The 17,619-nt window shown below is 44.7% G+C and carries 13 protein-coding genes; 6 read left to right on the plus strand and 7 right to left on the minus strand.

Going from position 1 to position 17,619, the window contains the following annotated elements:
* Window positions 1-134 precede the first annotated feature (134 nt).
* The 4 genes from P7F88_RS07975 to P7F88_RS07990 all read right to left on the minus strand — a co-directional run bounded on the left by P7F88_RS07975 (window position 135) and on the right by P7F88_RS07990 (window position 4,708).
* Complete coding sequence (locus P7F88_RS07975; protein ID WP_277823493.1) at window positions 135-1,226, minus strand: alkene reductase; 1,092 nt, start codon at window positions 1,224-1,226, stop codon at window positions 135-137.
* 10 nt (window positions 1,227-1,236) lie between these two features.
* Entirely contained in the window at window positions 1,237-2,337 is a 1,101-nt protein-coding gene (locus P7F88_RS07980; protein WP_277823495.1) for an alkene reductase, read from the minus strand.
* A 111-nt stretch (window positions 2,338-2,448) separates the two neighbouring features.
* Window positions 2,449-3,330: a LysR family transcriptional regulator gene (locus P7F88_RS07985; protein ID WP_277823497.1), complete on the minus strand. Its 882-nt coding sequence runs from the start codon at window positions 3,328-3,330 to the stop codon at window positions 2,449-2,451.
* 67 nt (window positions 3,331-3,397) lie between these two features.
* Window positions 3,398-4,708, minus strand: coding sequence for a PTS sugar transporter subunit IIC (locus P7F88_RS07990; protein ID WP_277823499.1), 1,311 nt, complete (start codon window positions 4,706-4,708; stop codon window positions 3,398-3,400).
* A gap of 364 nt (window positions 4,709-5,072) precedes the next feature.
* Between P7F88_RS07990 and P7F88_RS07995 the strand changes: the two genes are divergently transcribed.
* The 5 genes from P7F88_RS07995 (at window position 5,073) to P7F88_RS08015 (ending at window position 9,755) form a co-directional block, all read left to right on the plus strand.
* Window positions 5,073-5,378, plus strand: coding sequence for a PTS sugar transporter subunit IIB (locus tag P7F88_RS07995; RefSeq protein ID WP_277823501.1), 306 nt, complete (start codon window positions 5,073-5,075; stop codon window positions 5,376-5,378).
* A 27-nt stretch (window positions 5,379-5,405) separates the two neighbouring features.
* Complete coding sequence (locus P7F88_RS08000) at window positions 5,406-6,728, plus strand: PTS sugar transporter subunit IIC (protein WP_277823503.1); 1,323 nt, start codon at window positions 5,406-5,408, stop codon at window positions 6,726-6,728.
* A 72-nt stretch (window positions 6,729-6,800) separates the two neighbouring features.
* The gene (locus P7F88_RS08005) at window positions 6,801-8,180 is read left to right on the plus strand and encodes a glycoside hydrolase family 1 protein (RefSeq protein ID WP_277823505.1); all 1,380 of its coding nucleotides are present in this window, start codon (window positions 6,801-6,803) and stop codon (window positions 8,178-8,180) included.
* Window positions 8,181-8,268: 88 nt separating this feature from the next.
* Window positions 8,269-8,577, plus strand: coding sequence for a PTS N,N'-diacetylchitobiose transporter subunit IIA (gene chbA / locus P7F88_RS08010; protein WP_277823507.1), 309 nt, complete (start codon window positions 8,269-8,271; stop codon window positions 8,575-8,577).
* Window positions 8,578-8,798: 221 nt separating this feature from the next.
* The gene (locus tag P7F88_RS08015; RefSeq protein ID WP_277823509.1) at window positions 8,799-9,755 is read left to right on the plus strand and encodes a LacI family DNA-binding transcriptional regulator; all 957 of its coding nucleotides are present in this window, start codon (window positions 8,799-8,801) and stop codon (window positions 9,753-9,755) included.
* A gap of 180 nt (window positions 9,756-9,935) precedes the next feature.
* Here P7F88_RS08015 and P7F88_RS08020 read toward each other — a convergent pair whose 3' ends face one another.
* Entirely contained in the window at window positions 9,936-10,859 is a 924-nt protein-coding gene (locus tag P7F88_RS08020; protein ID WP_277823511.1) for a MalM family protein, read from the minus strand.
* Between the two features lie 118 nt (window positions 10,860-10,977).
* Window positions 10,978-12,261, minus strand: coding sequence for a carbohydrate porin (locus P7F88_RS08025; protein ID WP_277823513.1), 1,284 nt, complete (start codon window positions 12,259-12,261; stop codon window positions 10,978-10,980).
* A gap of 422 nt (window positions 12,262-12,683) precedes the next feature.
* Here P7F88_RS08025 and P7F88_RS08030 point away from each other — a divergent pair, with 422 nt between their 5' ends.
* A complete protein-coding gene (locus P7F88_RS08030; protein ID WP_277823515.1) occupies window positions 12,684-13,694 on the plus strand; it encodes a LacI family DNA-binding transcriptional regulator in 1,011 nt (336 codons plus the stop codon).
* Between the two features lie 363 nt (window positions 13,695-14,057).
* On the opposite strand, the gene P7F88_RS08035 is transcribed toward P7F88_RS08030, so the two are convergent.
* Complete coding sequence (locus P7F88_RS08035; protein ID WP_277823518.1) at window positions 14,058-17,489, minus strand: hypothetical protein; 3,432 nt, start codon at window positions 17,487-17,489, stop codon at window positions 14,058-14,060.
* Window positions 17,490-17,619 lie beyond the last annotated feature (130 nt).

Below are 17,619 nucleotides of genomic sequence, written 5' to 3' on the forward strand. Positions count from 1 at the left end.
TTCGCTTCTACTCTGCGTTACTGATTTTTGATGTAGAACCACTATACCTTCAAATCAGTGCCTTGATTAAAAGCGAATAAATTCTCGCTGAAAATGCATCTTGAGGTTACTTGAGTATATTTAAATACGCGAAACTAAATAGCGTATTCCGGATAGTCGATATAGCCTTTTTCATCGCCACCGTATAGTGTTAAACGCGCGTCAGCATCAAACTCAGCTAAAGGCCAGTTGTTTTCAAATCGGGCTACTAGATCGGGGTTTGTCACGTACGGCGTTCCGAATGCAACAAAGTTACAATACTCTTTTTCAAGCAGCTCTTGTGCACTCTCTTTGGTTAGTTTACCTGCGATCATTAACGGATTCGGGTAAACCTCACGAACCTGCTTACGGAATAACTCCGGTACTTCCACATAGCGTGAAATACGCTCAGAGAAATGTACATAAGCCAAATTCATTGGAGCCATTTTCTCAAGAGCCTTCAGAATCACTTCAACAATTTCAGGATCTTCATCTGCAAAGCCTTCGATAACATGCGGTGATACACGAACCGCCACCTTATCGCTGCCAATTTCATCTGCGACTACCTGAAGGGTTTCAAGCATAAAGCGCATGCGGTTTTCCTGACTTCCGCCATACTGATCCTGACGCTGGTTGCTTTCCAGACGCATAAAGGTGTCAAACAGATAACCATGCGCAGCGTGAATTTCAACACCATCAAAGCCAGCTTCAACAGCATTACGAGCTGCCTGAACAAAGTCAGCGATGGTGTTCTGGATATCTTCCAGGCTCATTTCCCTTGGTGTTTCAGTTTCTATCATACCAAAACCACCCTCAGGCAATGGACCAAAGACCTGATCCGGAACTTTGATTGCTGAAGGTGCTACCGGTTGTTCACCTGAAATGGTTGAGTGGCTACGACGCCCTACATGCCACAACTGAATGAAAACCTTACCGCCTTCTTCATGAATAGCCTGAGTGACTTTCTTCCAGCCATCGATATGGTCCTGAGTATAGATCCCCGGAGTCATAGAGTAGCCACGACCAACCGCTGAAATTGGAGCCCCTTCGGTTACCACCAGGCCAGCATTTGCTCGCTGTTTGTAATATGTAGCCATTATATCGTTAGGTACATCACCCGGCTGAGAGGTACGGGAGCGAGTCATTGGAGCCATAGCAATACGGTTTGTGTAGTTAGTATCGCCAATCTTGAAAGAACTAAAAAGCATGTCTGTGTCCTTATTGTTGTTCGAATGTTGGATAATCAGTAAGACCTTTTTCCGCACCACCAAACAGTGTTGCAGGGTCGTGCTGCGCCAGTGGGTAACCGTTTTTAATACGCTCTGGTAAATCGGGGTTAGCAACAAATGGACGGCCAAAACCGATCATATCTGCAAGACCTTCTTCAATAGCCTGATTAGCTTTTTCAGCGTTGTAACGGCCTGCGTAAATCAATACCCCATGATAGGCATCGCGAAGTGCTTGTTTGAAAGATTTTGGTGTGTCTGGTGCGTCGTCCCAGTCCACTTCTGCAATATGCAGGTAAACAATCTTGTGCCGATTTAGCAGAGCCGCCGCCGCAGTGTATGTTTCTACAGGATTCTTATCTACCGTGCCGTTTAGCGTTGTTAATGGGGCAAGACGCACACCTACGCGATCTGCACCAATGGCTTCCACCATCGAAGCAACCACTTCATCTAGAAAACGCAGACGGTTTTCTAAAGAACCGCCATATTCATCGGTACGATTGTTCGATTCAGAATCAATGAACTGATTGACCAGATAGCCGTTAGCAGCATGCAGCTCGATACCATCAAAGCCCGCTTCGATAGCATTTAGTGCAGCCTGACGATATTCGCCAATCACTTTTTGAATATCTTCTTTGGTCATTTCACGCGGCTCGACAACATCGACAAAACCCGGCTCATCGGTGCCGTTGTCGATAAAGACTTTCACGTTTTCCGCTTTGATTGCGGAAGAGGAGATCGGCTGCTGACCACCGATATTATCTGGGTGAGTTACACGGCCTACATGCCAAAGCTGAGCGAAGATAGCGCCGTTTTTCTCATGTACAGCGTCGGTAACTTTTCTCCAGCCAGCGATCTGTTCCTGACTATAGATACCCGGTGTCCAGGCATAACCCTGGCCCATTGGAGAGATTTGTGTACCTTCCGCAACAATAAGACCCGCTGAAGCACGCTGTGCGTAATACTCTGCCATCATATCGTTAGCCACATCGCCCGGTTGACTTGCACGAGAGCGAGTCATTGGTGGCATAACAATTCGATTTTCAAGGGTAAGCGTACCTAGCTGTACTGATTCAAATAGACGATTGCTCATAATGTTTTCCCGAAATTAGTGAACGGGAAGCATCATAGCAAAGGGCTATATGATCATTTAGAGCAATAACGACAAGATACTTTTGTAGTTTTTGTAAAAATAAAACTCGATTTATAAGGTTAAACGAGGCTGAATAAAATCCAGAAAAACAGAGACCCTTTTTGAGACAGCGGAAGATTTATAGTAAACCGCGTTAACTTGTCTTCGCTCACTTTTGCCAGAAAGTTCTTGTTCAAACAAAGAGACTAACTTGCCTGCGGAGATATCCTCTTTCACCATAAAGCCCGAAAGACATGAGATGCCATTTCCATTGAGGGCAAGCTGCCTGACTGTTTCTCCGCTACTGGACGAGATTGAAGGTGTTATTGCAGTAATTCCGGATAAAGGCCATTCATTCAGAACTCTTGGCTCAGTAAAGCCAATCAGTTGATGCTCCAAAAGATCGTCAGGTGCTTTAGGCATGCCGTTAGATTCAAGATACTCAGGGGAAGCCACAATAAATAGCTGACTTTGTCCCAACAAACGTGCGTGCAGTGTAGAGTCCGCTAACTTACCTATTCGAATCGCAACATCAGTCCGTTTTTCTAGCAGATCGACATAGCCTTCATTGGATGTGATTTCGAGTTCGATATCAGGAAACTCGTCACGAAACGGTTTTACTAACGGAACCAGCTGATGCAGAACAAATGGGCTTGCCGCATCTACCCTCAGCCGCCCCTTAGGACACTCGCTTCGGCTACTGATATCTTCCTCAGCATTCTGAATAACAGACAAGGCTTTTCGTACACAATCAACAAAGGCTTTGCCCTCTTCAGTGACATCAACACGCCTTGTGGTCCGGTTAAGAAGGGAGACACCAAGTTGAGTTTCGAGCCTTGTTACTGCGCGGGATACTTTTGCGACCTGAATATCGAGCGCCTGAGCAGCAGCAGAAAAACCACCTGTATCCACAACAGCGAGAAGAATTTCAAGATCATCAGAGCGAGTTTGCATAAGAGTTAGATTATTGCCAAAAATAACTATTATTCTGGCAATTAATTTTATTTATGACAAATATAAATCAGCTCGCTCTCTGAGCATTCATCCTCTCTTCTTGCTGCGCGCTAAGGATTTTCTCATGAGCTCGGAAGAATGGCAGATAGATAAAATAGGAGTTAACCATCGCCAGAATAACCATAAGCACATTAGTGATACTGCCGTTTGCAGCCCAGGCAGCACCTATCGGAGCAGGTACAGACCACGGGATCAACAACACCACATTCTCAAGGATACCAGCCGAGGTAAGAAACCAGGCGATAGAGGCGTTCAACATGGGTACAAAAACAAACGGCAACAAAAACAGCGGGTTCATTATGACTGGAAACCCAAATAGTATCGGCTCATTAATATTAAAGATCGAAGGAATGAGCGAAATCTTCCCAACAGTTCTTAGCTGACTAACCCGGCTCTTCATCGCTAAGTAAACCAGCGGCAACGTTGAACCAACACCACCAATCAAGATAAAAAAGTCCCAAAATGCAGGTAGATATATGTGTGGTAATACATCTAAACCTGCTTCCAAAGCATCCTGGTTTTCAATCAGGTTAGACATCCAGAATGGGTTCATTATTCCGGTAACAATTAACGCCCCATGTATACCCATAAACCAGAGTAGCTGACACACTAAAATCGAGATCAGCACCGCCAGCAAACTATCGGATGCTAATACGAGTGGCCGGAATATCTTTTCAATCAACTGAGGAAAGTGAACACCAAAATTATTATGCAGAGCCAAATCAAAACTGGATATTGATAACAGAACCACAAGGATAGGGATTAGAAACTTAAAGCTCTGAACGGTTAAAACAGGCACATCTTCTGGCATGGAGATATACCATCCTCGCTTAAAGAAAAACCGAATTATTTCGACAGAATAAACACTGGCTATCAGTGCGGTAAAAAGGCCAGCCCCTCCAAGAAAGCGGAGCGTCTCTTCATTTTGCTCATGCATACCGGCAAGCATCAGAAACGCCATGCACCCCGTTAACCCCGACAACCTTTCAGGTAGCTGATACTGTTTTGCCAGGCTTGATGAAACACCAAAGGCAATCATCAGGCCCATGACTCCCAACGTTAGTTGGTAACTGGGTAGCAAAAACGGCCTAAGCGTATTTGCCATTGATAACCACCAGGCTGCAGGCCCAGTGGTCACTTCAGAGAATGGAGGAAACAAAATCGGAACAAACATACAACCGATAAAAACAAACGGCATCGCAAGCTGAAATCCATCCCTCATCGCAGTTAAGTGAGGGTTCCTCATCAACACTCTAGCAAGGGGCAGCATATAGTGCTCAATGTTAGATGTGATAATCCTTGCTAGGGAGTCGTTCATGATTTTTCTCGGTGTTGTAGACCGCGTAAGAATAACTAAAACATCTAGCGTTCGGAAACCGGTTATCTAAATATGTTGCTCAGGGCACATTTTGGTTAATACCCCTGAAACTTTTCACCTCCACGCTCCCTTATTTATAAAAGCCTAAATAGAAAAATCTGGAACATCCCTACTATTCATTAAACTGATTCGATGTTTCCTTAAAGCGAAAATTTCGCGAACTTAGTCACACATATAGTCGATTTAGATCCAAATATAACGATCCTTTTCACACTTCATTTGGAAATTAATGGAAACCGGTTTCCATTAATTTCCAAAAAGTGCATATTAAAAAGCACAAAAACAACTCATAGGGGTAAATACGATGAAAAAAATTATGCTTTGCTGCTCGGCAGGTATGTCAACTTCCATGCTGGTTAAGAAGATGGAAGCGTCTGCTAAAGAACGCGGAATTGAAGCTCAGATCCAGGCATACGGTGCTTCTGAGTTCAGCAATCAGGTAGGAAACTACGAGGTTGTTCTGCTTGGTCCACAGGTGAAATACATGCAAGCCGATCTACAAAAAGAAGCCGATAAACACGGAATCAAGGTTGAGCCAATCAACATGATGGATTACGGCATGCAAAAAGGTGACAAGGTACTGGATTTCGCTCTGGAATTAATCGGCTAATCTGACTAACAATCAGGAAAAAACAATATGAGTTCTCTATACAACAAAATGGTTGGAATCATCGAGCAAAAAGTGACTCCAATCGCTGGCAAAGTAGGCCAGCAAAAATACGTAACATCCATCCGAGACGGTTTTATCGCGGCACTGCCGTTTATGATTGTCGGTTCATTTATGCTGGTACTGATCTTTCCACCGTTCTCAGAAGATACGACGTTTGGCTTTGCTCGTGCATGGCTGGATTTCTCAGCAACTCATCGTGAAGCACTAATGCTTCCATTCAACCTGAGTATGGGCATTATGACCATATTCATATCTGTTGGTATCGCTTCCAGTTTGGCAAAACACCACGATCTTGATCCTGTTACCACTGGCCTGCTATCGCTAATGTCTTTTCTGCTGGTTGCGGCTCCAGTCGAAAATGGTCAGCTGTCGATGCAGTATTTCTCTGGTCAGGGGATCTTTACTGCTCTGATTACCGCCATTTATTCAACTGAGGTGTACGCCTACCTGAAGAGAAACAACATTACGATAAAACTTCCGCCAGAAGTACCTACAGGCGTTGCCCGATCGTTTGAAATTCTAATTCCTGTAATGTGCATCATCGCGACGCTACACCCGCTAAACCTATTTATTGAAGCACAAACTGGCATGATCATCCCTGCCGCAATAATGGCATTGGTTCAGCCACTGGTTTCAGCCTCTGACACACTACCAGCAGTGCTGCTGGCTGTTCTTGTCTGCCAGATCCTTTGGTTCGCAGGTATTCACGGCGCACTTATCGTCACAGGTATTATGAATCCATTCTGGATGGCTAACCTATCTGTTAACCAGGCAGCAATGGCGGCAGGTGAAGCCATTCCGCATATCTTTGTTCAGGGCTTCTGGGATCACTACCTGTTGATTGGTGGTGTAGGTTCAACGCTACCGCTTGCATTCTTGCTATTGCGCTCAAAAGCCGTACACCTGAGAAGTATCGGTAAGATGGGTGTGGTACCGGGGCTGTTTAACATCAACGAACCAATCCTATTTGGTGCTCCAATTATCATGAACCCAGTGTTCTTCCTGCCATTCATTCTGGTTCCTATGATCAACGCAACACTAGCATGGTTTGCACTGGATCTTGGGCTTATCGAACGCGTGGTATCTCTAACTCCATGGACAACACCTGGCCCTATTGGTGCTTCGTGGGCAGCTAACTGGGCGTTCTCGCCAGTCATCATGTGCTTTATCTGCATGGCGATGTCGGCGGCGATGTACTTCCCATTCCTGAAAGCTTATGAGAAACAGCTACTAGATCAGGAAGCAGAAAACGAAAAACAAGCTGAGAACGCACAGCCAGTAACCGCTTAAACAACAAACAATATTACTAACTTATGCGGGTGGTATCACAAGGCAGTAACTACCCGCCTCAAGGATTTAATCATGAATAAAAAATTTCCTGACAACTTCTTTTGGGGAAGCGCAGCATCCGCAACTCAGACTGAAGGCGCAGCTTTCGATGGTGGTAAAGGCGATAACATCTGGGATCACTGGTTCAAAACTGAACCAAATCGATTCCACAATGGTGTGTCTGCTACCGACGCTTCCACTTTCTATCAGAACTACCAATCAGATATTGAGTTGATGAAGGATATCGGTCACAACAGCTTCCGCACTTCAATCTCCTGGTCACGTTTGATCCCAGAAGGTACAGGAGAGGTTAACCAGGAAGCAGTTGAGTTCTACAACAATGTTATCGACGAACTCGTTGCTAAAGAGATTGAACCTTTTATCTGCCTATTCCACTTCGATATGCCAATGGCAATGCAGGAAATTGGTGGCTTCGAAAACCGTGAAGTGCTGGATGCTTACGCAAACTTTGCCGATACCTGCTTCAAGCTGTTTGGTGACAGAGTTAAACACTGGTTCACTTTCAACGAACCAATCGTACCAGTTGAAGGTGGCTACCTTTACGATTTCCATTACCCAAATGTTGTGGATTTCCGCCGCGCTGCAACGGTTGCTTACCACACGATGCTGGCTCACGCGAAAGCCGTTCAGAAGTTCAGAGCGTCTGAGCAAGATGGGAAAATCGGTATTATCCTGAACTTAACACCGTCTTACCCTCGCTCTCAGAATCCGGCAGACTTAAAAGCGGCAAATATCTGTGACCTAATGTTTAACCGAAGCTTCCTCGACCCTGCGGTTAAAGGCGAGTACCCACAAGAGTTGGTAGAGCTGCTTAAAAAACACGATCAGCTGCCAGACATTGCAGAAGGCGACTGTGAACTTCTGGCAAGCGGTAAGATCGACCTGCTTGGCGTGAACTACTACATGCCTCGTCGCGTAAAAGTTCGTGCCAATGCCGTTAACCCAGAATCACCTTTCATGCCTGAATGGTTCTTCGATCATTATGAAATGCCGGGAAGAAAGATGAACCCTCACCGTGGATGGGAAATCTATGAAAAAGGCATCTACGACATTCTGATCAACCTGCGTGATAACTATGGAAACCTTCCTTGTTACATCTCAGAAAACGGTATGGGTGTAGAGGGTGAAGAGAAGTTTCTTGTAGACGGCCAGATACAGGACGATTACCGAATCGACTTTATCAAAGGTCACCTTTCATGGCTTCATCAAGGTGTTTCTGAGGGTGCAAACTGTATTGGCTATCACCTATGGACCTTTATCGACAACTGGTCATGGTCAAACGCATACAAAAACCGCTACGGCTTCTATCAGCTTGACCTGAAAACACAAAAGCGCAGCGTGAAGAAAAGTGGTGAGTGGTTTGCCGAAGTATCTAAAAACAATGGTTTTTAAAAGCTATTCAGACTAATGAAAAGCTCAATATCGTAAGCAAACTCAATAGTTTTTACTGGTAACAGTTTTATTTTTTCGGGAGAGAATTATGGATTTAGAAGAACAGGTAATGGGCATCATCATTAATGCCGGTCAATCACGTAGCCTATGTTACGAAGCGTTGCGTCATGCAAAAAACGGTGAGTTTGAAGAGGCTGAAGGGCTATTAAAAGAAGCTCAGGCAGCAGCCAATGAAGCACACCTAGTTCAGACCAAACTCATCGAGGCAGATGAAGGTGAAGGCAAAACAAAGATGACCCTGATTATGGTTCACGCACAGGATCACCTTATGACCTCTATGCTAGCAAAAGAGCTAGTTACTGAACTGATCGAACTACACAAACGTGTCGCAGCATAAGCGGAATTTTGTTTCAACCTAAACGTATTTGGATATAGCCAGGTATCAGAAGAGGGCGCTAACCAACGATTCTGAACCTTTTGTATCATTAGGCCGCATTTTGTGGCCTTTTTTTCAACTATCACTTGTGGATTCAGTCACCTCAGATAAAATGGAAAGTTGATATGGGAACCGATTTCCATATTACGGTAACCAGAACAGGATTTTAGAGTTTAACTTCAATGGTAACAATTACAGATGTATCCAGGCTAGCAAACGTCTCAAAGGCCACTGTGTCACGAGTCATGAGTGGAAGTCGAGGGGTAAAAGAAGCAAGTCGAGAAGCAGTTTTAAAAGCAGCGGAAGAACTGAACTACCGCCCTAATGCTGCTGCTCAAAATCTCGCGAACCAGAGAACCGACTACATTGGAGTAATCTTATCAACAACTGATGCTGGACAAGTCTCAACCTACCTACCTCTCCTTTCAAAAGCTCTACGAAGTAAAGGTAAGCATATGCTGGTCAACTTTGCCGATACTCCGGCTGAGTACCAAAGGGTGGTTGAAGAGTTAAATAGTGGCCATTGTGATGCGATTATCGCACTTGGTGGACAAGTACCTTCTTCTTCTAAAGAGAATGTCATTGCTATTGATAGCAAGGCATCTTCTGAGATGCGCAATATTGGTTACGACTATCGATTTGCCAGTGAGAGCGCATGCCGGTTCTTGTTCAGTAAAGGACACACTTCTGTTGCTATCGTTTTAGACGATGATAATTACGCGTCGCAGCAGGTACTTGAAGGTTATAAAACCTCGTTACAAAACATGGCAATGCCGGTGAACCGCCAGCTCATTGTCAATGCAGGGGAAAGTACCGAGCAGGCAATGATGACACTGCTTAACAGCTACTCTCCATTTACAGCAATTATAGTAATGCGCGATAGTCAGGCTGCGGTTGCCATGAAGCTACTGAAGGACTTCAACCTTTCGACGCCACAAGAAGTTTCTATCATGTCACTTGAAGATTCATCTCTTGCAGCACAGCTTACCCCTCCGCTTACCTGTATCAGTTATCCTTCAGAAAAACTGGTTGAAGCAGCAATGAAAGAGCTGGATGACTACCTATGTGGCAGACCCGGTAAGGACAACAGTTTAGTTCCCGGTAATTTGGTAACCAGAGAATCCGTTGTAAATAGATAAAAAATAGCCACTGATTTCTCAGTGGCACTCAATCAAATTAATTGAACTCGCGATCAATTCACCCTCTGTGGCTGCATCAAGTGGCTACTGAATATCGCTAATTGTGCAGTACTTACACTGCCCCCCATTCTTCCCCCGAAGAATACTTTCGTCGTCGACTCTACTCGCTGCGAAACTCGCTTATCGCCCCTGTTTAAGGGCATCAAAAAACACATCTCTTAGTTTAGAGGAACCGGCCTTTTCTCCCTCTTCAACAAATCTAAGCGCTTTATCTATCTGGTTCTCACGCACTGCTTTCTCTACAAGCTCTATATACATAGCCTCGGTTTCCAGCTGGATAGTATCAACAGGGCTACTCACCTCTGACTTAGTTGCTAATGGCAATACTACCGGAGCTGCCACAACCGCATTTTCTATTGATGGCGCGTTGTCAGATGCCAGCTTCACTTCCGTTAGCTTTGAATAACTAAACTTGATCTGAAAACTACCTAGAGCCGAGTGTTCTATCACAACATCATCAAACATACGCGGTTCATTGTGCCTTCCAACTCTGATCGTCCCCTGATCCAGCTTAGGCAGTATAGTGACCTCTTCCATATCTTTTTTAGTCGTATAAACCAATAGATACTCCACTCGCCCGCTGTGCAGGTGCGCTTCGGATATCTTTATTTCCCGCTCAAACTGATCCCCGTTAAATATCGATCCCGAATCATAATCAATATCTTCACTGCCGAATGTCGTAACCGGATTAAAATGCTCATCCAGCAACATCACATTTGGGACATATACCGAATCGTTAAATGTTGAGATAACCTTTACTTTAATGCCTTCCACCGCATTGGACGGCAAGCGCACTCCCTGAACAAATGACTTACCAGTGCTTAACTCAAGCGCCTGACTATCCGGTGTTAGGGCGAAATCATAAAGCCCTGGTTGCTCGATGCTTTCGTAATCAAGCTGGCCAAAAGAAGTACAGCATACCTCTGCTTTCTGAAGCAGTTGCATACTTTGTTCTGCACTTACCATCGGTTGCACATCAGTAGTACTGCAACCTATTAATAATGCACTGACACTCAGTGCTAATAATTTCTTAAAACAGGTCATTTAAATTTCCTCGTCGACTGAGGCGGATAAATCCGCTATGAATAAGTACTTAGATGATCTCATTCATAGCCAATTTAAAATGTAGGAGCCCTCATACTGGGCCCCTACTTTTATGTGATTACCACCACATATCTGCTTGAATACCTACAAGCAAGTCTGCTTTATCACGTGCTGAACCATCCAGGTAAGTCGTTAGGAAACGGATTTCTGGAGCCGGACCAAAGCCAGTTGGAACGATAACCGTTGGAGCTACTGTAAGTTTGTAGTTAGTCTGGTCATCACCAACACCTGCTGCATCTTCCCACTTGTTGTACTGGTAACCAGCTTCTGTTGCGATAAAGAAGTTCTTAGTTACCGGGAAGCTTGGGCGAATCATTGCAGAAGCCCAGCTATCTTTACCACCAGCATCCAGATCATTGTACTGACCCTGGATAGAGTGGAAGATGCTCACACCGTTTTCAAAGAAGTAACCACCCCATACCAATGCACGAGCAGATACATCCCCACTTTCTACCTTCTTCATGTTGCTTGGACCTTCCAGAGCGCCGTTACCCGGTTTCCATGCGTTATAAGTCGTGATTGAACCACCCAATAGCTGACCTGACCCCAAACCTTTACCAACCTGAGCGATATACTTGGTAAAGCCTTTGTCAGATACACCAAATACAGAATCAGTGTTCACTATAGCAGTAGCTTCAATACCATTTGATGCATATTTAACATCATCAACCATGTTGTCTGGCAGGTACTTAGCCATTGTGTGTAGTTCTACGCTACCGAAGTTCACACCTACGTGTACCGAGTGCATAGGGTTGTTGGTATCAGTACCCCAGAAACCACCTTCTGCATCATCACTTGCGATGTAAGCGAAGTCCCACTTGTTGTCGCCAATTTCCATGCCTTCAATACCAACACCAGTACCAGACATATCGGTGTAGAAGAAATCGGTCATAAAGATGTAGTTATCTTTACCGTAGAAGCGCTTACCGCCCCATAAAACACCGGTATCTGTAACCCCTTCCATCTCAACAAAAGTCTCAACCAGACCAACGTTGCCATTCGCTGCATCGGCACTGGTACTCAGCTGGTTTTTACCTTCTGAACTTGCATTATCGGCACCAAGACGAGATTTGATACGAATCTTCTGACCATCCTCGTTTTCAAAGTTCTTTTGTAGTGCAAGTTCAAAGTGGTTGTCCGACTCAAGACCTAAACGACCTAAACGCTCTTTAGAGGCAGGGAATTTTGAACGCTTAAAATCATCGTTCTTACTGTATAGCGCGCCTGCACGAAAATAGCCGTGGAATTCAAATCCATCACTTTTTTCTGCCAGAGCAGCTGGTGATGCGGATAAACCCACAGTAGCAAGTAGACAGGCAAGGGATACTTTGGACAGTTTCATTATTAACTCCATGTTCAGACACTTTTGCTTTTTCTCTCCCGAAAAAGAAAGCGCTTTCTTTTAAAATCAAAAAAATCTGACATAATTTACATTTGGAGCGAATGAGAGTGCAAATATCGGCCAAATTAGCCAATAAAAGTGGGGATTCATTGCTCTTCTCTATGTCAGTGGGAGCATTATATTCGCCAACTGGTCGTTAAACAGTGACCAAACTCACCAAAGAAAGCGCTTTCTTATGTATAGATCACATTTCAAATGATCTTTAGAGAATTAAATGAACTTCTTATCTTTAAAGGGGTAAGAGTTGACAGACATCTACAAATAGAAACCCTTTTTCAAAAGAAATTTACACTGATGGAATTGATACAGGTAACATGGTGACAGAAAAGAATGAAATCCGTCTTTTTGCAGAGGAAAGCAAATTGATCACAATTAAAGAAGTAGCAGAGTTTGCAAAGGTTTCTCAATCAACCGTATCAAGAGCTCTGAATGGACATAAATCAGTAAAAGAAGCCAACCGGGTAAAGGTTTTTGAAGCTATCGAAAAACTTGGCTATCAGCCAAATGCTTTTGCACAGGCACTGGCTTCTAATAAATCGTTCAGTATAGGTATGCTGGTTGGTACGCTAGATGGCCCCTTTTATGGGCCGATGATGCACAATGCGGAGAAAGCGGTTCGAAAAGAGAACTATCACCTAATAATCACCAGTGGTAACGAACTCTATGATCAGGAGCAGGACTCTATCCAGTTTCTGTGTTCTAAAAAAGTTGACGGTCTGATCCTGGTGTCGGATATGCTCTCAGACGGGGATATCCTCAATATCTGCGAGAAAACACCAGCAACCATGGTCCTTAACCGATATATCCCTGAAATTTCAAATAAATGTATCACCATTGACAATGAGCTTGGCGGCTTCTTAGCGGTTGAACACCTTATCGAAAAAGGGCATACAAAAATCGGTTGTATCACTGGTCAGCTAAGTAAAGTGGATAGTCGCGACCGTCTTCAGGGCTATCGCAATGCATTGGCAAAACATGGTATCGAGTACGACCCAAACCTGGTGGTTGAAGGTCGTTTTGATCATAAAGGCAATAATGAGGCGATTACTCGCTTGCTAGATCGAGATCTAGAGATGACCGCCATTTTCTGCATGAACGACAATATTGCGGTTACTGCCTACAGTACCTGTCTTGAGCGAGGCATGAAAATCGGTCAGGACATTTCTATTGTTGGCTACGATAATGTGAGTTACTCGCAACATATGAACCCAGGCCTCACTACCATTGATTTCCCGGTAAAGGAGATGGCCATTCAGGGCGCTGAAGGTGTGCTAAGTATTTTGGCTGGGAAAGAAATTGAGCATATCGAGACCAAGTTAAGTCCGAAGTTAATTGAGCGCGGCTCGGTGAAGGATTTGACAGATATTCTTTGAGTTCAGTGTTTTCCTCGTTCCAACGCTCTGCGTTGGAATGCATACCTTAACCTAATTTAACCACTTGATCTGTTTGATGCATTGGGATTAATTGAGTTAAATATGAATTCCCACGCAGAGCATGGGAACTAGACAAAGGATAGTTTGTCATTCTGGCATGTCCGTTACAGCAAGCACACCCGGTAAACACAGAGACTTCGGCAAATAGCTTTTTCCAGAGAATAAAAATAAAAAAATCAGACACTTAATGCCTGATTTTTCTTAAGATTCCGGACTTAGTTTAGACTCATCCGGAATGACGTTTTTTTTAGCCGTCATTCCGTATAGCGAGGGACGAGCGTAGTACGGAATCTGTCTTTGGAGTTATCGAGGAAGATAAACCTCAACTTTTTCAAGTTTGCCTTCGCGAGCAAAGATACCTTTACTCAGATCTTTAGGAAGAACATTACCAGCGACCTCAGTCTGCTCCCCTTCCTTCGAAGTGATCACTACTTTAATTTCAGCATCATCTGACAACTGGTAGATAAACGGCACCTGACAGTAAGTAAACGCAAGGCCATCTTTAGGAACGACCTTAGTTTGAGTATCACCAAACACATTTTCGAAGCGGAACGCTGTAGACTCAGAAATAAACTCAGCTCGGTTCAGAAGCGTTGGCTCAATAACAATTTCGCCATCCTTAACATTCAAACCTAATTCGCCAAAGCGAGTAATGATCTCTTCCTTCACCTGACCTGTCATACCTGGCTGCTGGGCACCTGCGTGCTTAGGCGTGTGTGAGTATGGGTCAGTCGGGAACGCACCATAGTTTTCTGGTGTTTTGTTGAAGCCAATACCTTCACGAACACGGTAGTAGTAATCAGCCAGTTTCGCCGTTACTTCACCTTGTGGATCTTGCGCCAGAGCTACCTGATAGTTTTCTTGAACAGCAAGAAGAAGCTTAGAAACCATGTGCCAGTAGATACAACCAAGACCTTCATAGCCAAACATTGTGCCAGAACGACCAGTAAACGCTCTGTGGTTAAATACCGTTTCGTAGCTTTCTATTACGTTTTGAACCAGCTCTTCAGACGATTGCGCATACTCTTTCGCCGCCGCTTTTAAAACAGGCTCTAGATAACCACTGTTTTCAAAATCAGGGTTAAAGTGGTACTTACCTTCAACATCCTGGTTTACAACACGCTTATCACCTTTAGCTACCATCGCAGACAGAAGTGCGTTACCTTCCACCAGCTCAGCAGGAATCGAGTTCTTGTTCACGAATGCAGTCAGGTCACGATCCGGGTAAAGCATTAAGCTCTTCTGGTCGTCGCGGTACATATCGCTAGCAAACAGGTTATCCAGCAGTTCAACCGCTTCAGCCGGAGAAAGTGAACCCGCGCTCAGGATTGAAACCTGACCTTCAAGCATTGGGTAAAGCTCATCGACAGAAACCTGTTCTGAGTTGTAGTTGATGATGTTGTAAGCGTTAAACAAGCCATCTTCACGCTTGTTATTGGCGATGCTCTCTTCAAGCACTTCATGGCTCACATCCATCAGTTTTGCTACTTCAGCAAGTTCAATGGCCGTTTTACCCGAGAATCCATTACGGTAAACCTTGTTGCGGTACTCTTCTGCAGCCTTCTCTAGCTGAACCAGGATAGAGTGACGAGTTTGGCGAGTAACCGTCTTCTGACGAATTTCTTGCGCTGCACGGTTAAGCACAGAGGTAGTTGCTACCATCCAGTCTGCAACTTCGTTTGAAAGTTGAACGCTTGCAGGTGCTTTCTCCAGAATCTTCTGCATAAATGCCACGTAACGACGCATGTAGTACAGCGTAACCATCGATAGGCCGTTACCAACAATCGCGTTGTTCGCATCGTTCCATTCAGGGCGCTGAGTGTTTAGCCAAATACCACCATCAAGCACCAGGTTACTTAGCTTAGACAGTAGAGGAACCAGCACTTTTTCAAGTAGGTTAACCAGGTAAACTTCGTTGTCAGAGTTCAGGATCAAACGGCCATCGCTGCCAATTTCAGCAACTTTACGTTCGATAGCAGCTTGCTTGTCATCGTTAAAGTCAACCGTGTCTTTCGGGTTGTTGAATAGCGCTTCAACACCACATAACTCGTATGGAACGTTCGCATAACAGAACACTTCATCAGAAAGTAGTTTGATCAGCTCTTCTGGCTCATATTTGTCTGCAAGCTCAAGGAATTTCAGCAGATAAATAATCTGGTGGTCACCCCAGTAACCGATGTTGCTCCACGGGTCATCTGGCTCAATAACTTCCCAGTCGATACCGTCTTTAGTGATACGGTAAGGGTTGTAACCATCAGCCGTCGAGGCGTTTACGAACTTAGCGATAAATGACTTCACAAACTCAGGGTAGCTCAGTGCTGACGCTTCCCAGTTCTGGAAGATATCGCGCCAGTTGCCCTGATAAGAAAGCAGGCGATCGCCTTCTTCGTCACGAACCTTAATTTCATAGTGGTTCCATGGGCGGCTTGGGTCACCGTGACGACGACCAAACGTCAGTGGCAGATATTCGTAACACAGACGAATCAGCTGAGGATCGTTCACCTCTTTCGCTTTCTCCATCAGTTCACTGTTAGTAAATACATCAGGCAAAGCTTCGAAGAAGGCTGCATGACGTTCTGCAACTCGCTTGTTGTAGTTCGCCAGAGTTTTGCAAACATCTGCTTTTTCAAGATCGTAGTTGTTCTCAAAAATACCGCCACGCATGTTGTTAAACAGAACGTTAGCATAATGGTGAACACTGGTGTTCTCCTCAGAGGTCAGCTGCCACGCATCTGCGCCAGACATCAGGCTCTTCAGCTCATTGTGATTATCAGCAATGCTCTGCTCAATAAGGGAAGCAAGGTTGTCCTCTCCCAAAACAACCCGCTTCATGTTCTCAATATCAGCGTGAGTTTTATCGATATCTGCAACGATTACCCAGCTGTTTGTCTCACCCGGCTTAAGCGCGAGTGATTTGTTAATCATGTAAGCACCACGCAGACCTTTAGTCAGCGACTCATTGGTCAGCTCTCGGCCTTTGCGGAAGTTATTTACCTGCTGGCTTGAAAGCAGGATAGTTGAGTCGTCTGAATCAACATTAAATACCGTTGTCGCACGCAGAGATTCTGCAGGTTCCGCTTTGTCACTTAACGTCGCGTACATGGTGAATAGGGCTAGTGGTGTCTCTTCTACCTGCTCATTCCACTTGTAAGCGTCTACAAGGGCGCTACGAGTTTGAAGAGCACCTAACGGCGCACCTGAAGGAAGAAGGTTCTGCAGACCATCCAGAAGCTCAATTTCACGGTTAGCAGAAGACAGATCCTGGAGAGCAGATTTACGCACAAAACCAAACTTCTCTGATGTATTCCAGCTGTATTGGAACTTCAGGCTCAGACAGTGGTTAATCTCTTCAAAAGTGATTTTGTCACCAACTGCATTTTTGTATAGGTTGCGCTGAACTGTGTACATACCATTGTGGTGTTCGTTAAACGGTTCCCAAATCGCGTAACCGTTGTCTGTTTTCACCTTGATAATGGTTTTGGAGCCAGTGTTCTCTGCACTCTCGTGGATATGATCCACAGACTTATACGGGAACAGTGCATTCTCTGGACGAACACGACCAGCAGACAAGCTGCCTGTTGATGAGATAAACAACCAGTGGTTGCTCGCGGATACAACGCTGATAAAGAACGGAGGCATCTGGTCAACGTTTTCAATCTTATAAAAACGCTCACCATCAAGGTCAACAAACTGACCTTTTACTGCTTCAAGCTCTGTGTGAGATTTAAATTCCATCGTTATTACCAATTTCGTGAAAGCGCTTTCTTGGCGCTAATTTTTTTAAATTAAATTCTTACTTCTTTGTCATTCCGGCCGAGCCTAAGCGAGGGCCGGAACCTGTTCTCGTACCCACGCTCTGCGTGGT

The sequence above is a fragment of the Vibrio hannami genome, from assembly GCF_029589055.1.
Classification (GTDB): domain Bacteria; phylum Pseudomonadota; class Gammaproteobacteria; order Enterobacterales; family Vibrionaceae; genus Vibrio; species Vibrio hannami.